This is a genomic window from Pseudoduganella sp. RAF53_2 (genome assembly GCF_052113985.1).
In the GTDB taxonomy this organism is placed as follows: domain Bacteria; phylum Pseudomonadota; class Gammaproteobacteria; order Burkholderiales; family Burkholderiaceae_D; genus Rugamonas.
This window is the reverse complement of sequence record NZ_JBFRDW010000654.1, coordinates 1-3335: the sequence shown is the minus strand read 5'-3', so window position 1 is coordinate 3335 and position 3335 is coordinate 1. Positions and strand designations below refer to the sequence as shown.

The 3335-nt window shown below is 60.1% G+C and carries 4 protein-coding genes; 3 read left to right on the top strand and 1 reads right to left on the bottom strand.

Annotated features, from left to right (window positions below; all coding sequences use genetic code 11):
• From AB4Z11_RS27230 to AB4Z11_RS27220, 3 genes are all read left to right on the top strand, one after another.
• Nucleotides 1-493: aldo/keto reductase (locus AB4Z11_RS27230; protein ID WP_442028968.1), on the top strand; the 493-nt coding region annotated here is incomplete at its 5' end.
• 43 nt (nt 494-536) lie between these two features.
• Nucleotides 537-920 carry a hypothetical protein gene (locus AB4Z11_RS27225; protein ID WP_442028967.1) on the top strand — a complete coding sequence of 128 codons (384 nt, stop codon included), beginning with the start codon at nt 537-539 and terminating at the stop codon, nt 918-920.
• A 13-nt stretch (nt 921-933) separates the two neighbouring features.
• The gene (locus AB4Z11_RS27220; protein ID WP_442028966.1) at nt 934-1509 is read left to right on the top strand and encodes an HD domain-containing protein; all 576 of its coding nucleotides are present in this window, start codon (nt 934-936) and stop codon (nt 1507-1509) included.
• 164 nt (nt 1510-1673) lie between these two features.
• Here AB4Z11_RS27220 and AB4Z11_RS27215 read toward each other — a convergent pair whose 3' ends face one another.
• Nucleotides 1674-2969: an epoxide hydrolase family protein gene (locus AB4Z11_RS27215; RefSeq protein ID WP_442028965.1), complete on the bottom strand. Its 1296-nt coding sequence runs from the start codon at nt 2967-2969 to the stop codon at nt 1674-1676.
• Nucleotides 2970-3335: the final 366 nt, after the last annotated feature.

The window sequence follows — 3335 nt, the reverse complement described above, 5'->3', positions numbered from 1 at the left end:
GTTCTGCAAGGCGCTATACCTGGCTCAGCAACATGGCTGGACCCGCTTCGTGTCGATGCAGCCTCACTACAACTTGCTCAACCGCGAGGAAGAGCGCGAGATGCTGCCATTGTGCCGAGCCGAGGGCATCGGCGTATTGCCATGGTCGCCGCTGGCGCGCGGGCGCCTGGCGCGGCCCTGGCAGGAGGCATCGAGCAGCGACCGGGTGCGATTCGACCAGACGGCGGCACGCCTCTATAACGCCACGGAAGCTGCCGACAAGATGGTGGTCGATGCCGTAGGCGCAGTGGCCAGCCGGCGCGAAGTGCCGCGCGCGCAAATCGCGCTCGCCTGGCTGCTGCAACAGGAGTGTGTGGCCGCACCCATCGTCGGCGCTACTAAAGCGCACCACTTGGCGGACGCGGTCGCTGCACTGTCGTTGCAACTCGATCGTCATGAACTGGACATGCTTGAGCAGCACTACGTGCCGCATGCGGTCAGCTTTTTCGAATAGCCGGCCGTCCCGCATTATCTATACGCCGAACGTGGAGCCCTATATGCCGACCAAACCAGCGGTGATCGCGATTGGAATCGACCCGAAATACGCAGACTTCAGTGCCTTTCCGCACCTCACAGTAGAGCTCGTGCGTCAGTATATCGATGCTCAGATCGATGGTCTGCGCGCCATGGGGTTCGACGCCGATAGCTGCTGGATCGACCGCGGGGCGACCGCCGAAGCAGCTGTCGCGGCAGCATTGGAAGCCAAACAGTACGACTGCATTGTGATCGGCGCCGGCTTGCGCGAACCGCCGGAGCTACTCTTGCTGTTCGAGAAGGTACTGAATCTGGTCCATGCCCACGCACCGAAAGCAAAGATCGCTTTCAACAGTAATCCTGCCGATACCGCGGATGCGGTGCTACGGTGGCTTTCGCAACCTTGAAAAAATACAGACGATGGACACAAATGATTTGTCTCGCCGAATCGATTTTTTACGCGAAATCGACCAGCTAAAATCGGTAATTCGGCAATCACCGCTGCTTGACCAGAGCAGGAACGAAAATTCTGCCGAGCACTCGTGGCATCTCGCTATGTATGCGCTGATACTGGCGGACTATGCGTCAGGTTCCATAGACATTACTCGCGTCCTGACGATGCTGCTGATTCACGACATCGTTGAAGTCGATGCGGGCGATACGCCAATTCACGGTGCATCGAACGGCAATCAATCGGCATTGGAGCAAGAAGCGGCGGAGCGCATTTTCGGCCTCCTTCCAGAAAACCAGAATAGCGCATTGAGCGGAATGTGGCGGGAATTTGAGGAGGGAAAGTCCGCAGACGCGCAGTTTGCAAAAGCGTTGGACCGCTTCCAGCCGTTGTTGGTGAATATCTTTACGCACGGCGGAACGTGGTCACAAAACCGTGTGGAGTACGAGCAGGTACTCGACAAATACGGACCGATCATTCAGCGCGGCGCGCCGGAGCTGTGGAATCTGGCTCGCGACTGGGTAAGGTCTCACTTCGAGAAATAACCTGCCCCCTATGCCAGCAGCCGGGAGTCCCGGCTGTCCCCGGCAGATTCGCAGTGCGGCACGCAGCCCTGGGACGGCATTCACCTCCCCAACTCGGACCTTTGTTCAGCTTTTCGAAAAGCCTAGGAGCGGTCGATATCTGGCAGCCAATCTGCGGCGGTTGCTTAGCGCAGCGGCCGGAACGCTGCCCGCATCTCTTCCGCGAACAACACCGGCTGTTCCCATGCAGCGAAGTGGCCGCCACGGTCGACCTCATGGTAGTAGCTCAGATTGCGATAAGCACGGCGTGCCCAACTTTCCGGCGGACGGTACACGTCATCCGGGAATACCGAGATGGCCACGGGTAAGGCTAATTCCTGCGTCTTCTGCGGAGCGGAACCGATCACGCTGCCGCGGGCGCCGTTTTCCCAATACAGGCGGCCGGCCGATGTCGCCGTGTCGGTCAGCCAGTACAGGCTCAGGTCATCCAGCACTTCGTCGAGGCTGGGCGATTGCGTGGCATCGGCACCGAACTTCCAGTTAGCAAAGCCCGGATGGACCAGCATCAGCGCCGCCAGGAAGGCCGGCGAATCCGTCATGCCGTAGCCTATGGTTTGGGGCCGCGCGGTCAGCATCGTGAAGTAGGCCGAGTTGCCCTTCTTACCATAGGCAAGCAGCGCATCGAACACCGCGCGTTCCTGCTCGGACATGCCGGCCGGCGCCATGCCAGTGGCCAGTGCGGCCGACACTTCGGGCGGCACGGCGGCCGGCAGGTTCAGATGGATACCCAGCAGCCCCGGCGCCCCCTGGCGCGCCATCGCGCTGGTGATCGGTGCGCCCCAATCGCCGCCTTGCGCGACATAACGGCTGTAGTTCAGCCGCTGCATCAGCTCGGCCCATGCGCGCGCAATACGATCCGGGTCCCAGCCCGTCACAGTCGGCTTGCCGGAGAAACCGTAGCCGGGAATCGAGGGAATCACCAGGTCGAACGCGTCCTCCACACGGCCGCCAAAGGCTGTCGGATCAGACAGCGGGCCGATTAGCTTAAGGAATTCGAAGATGGAGYCGGGCCAGCCGTGCGTCATCAGCAGCGGCATCGCGTTTGGATGGCGCGAGCGCACGTGGATGAAGTAGATATCGACGCCATCGATATTGGTCAGGTACTGAGGCAGCGCATTCAGTTTGGCCTCCGCCTTGCGCCAGTCGTAGCGCTTTTCCCAATAGCGCACCAGTGGCTGCAGCTTGGCCAGAGGCACGCCCTGCGAGGCGTCGTCGACGGTTTCCTTTGCTGGCCAGCGGGTCGCCGCCAAACGGCGGCGCAGATCGACCAAGGCCGCATCGGCGATATGCACGCGGAACGGACGGATAGCGTTGTCTGCGCTGGCGGCAAACAGCGTAAGCGGCAGCAATTCCATGGCGCCGGCAGCAGCCAGCGTGGCGAGAAAACTGCGGCGGGCAAATAATGGATATTTTTTAGACATAGCGACCTCGTGTTGAATGAACCAAGAGGGCCGGTGATGAGCGCGGCACAGTCAGCATGGATGGATCACTTCCAAATCTGATTATTTGAAACCGGATACGCGACGCTGTGAATTCGATCCAGGCGCTTATCCTAATAATAGGACGATTTCCAGGCGCTGCAGTAAGGGGTGCGCTGTGCCTTTGCTGTTCAATGGCGAGCAATATCGCTTCTTACAGCAGTGGGAATCCGACGGTGGGGTTCATATTGAGGCGACGCACCGACGGAAACCACATGATCGGCGACGCAAGTAAAGCCCCTCCCCCGAAAAAGGCACCAAAAAATTCGCACTGCGCCATGCCGGGCGGTTCATGTAGCGCTCCTGCGC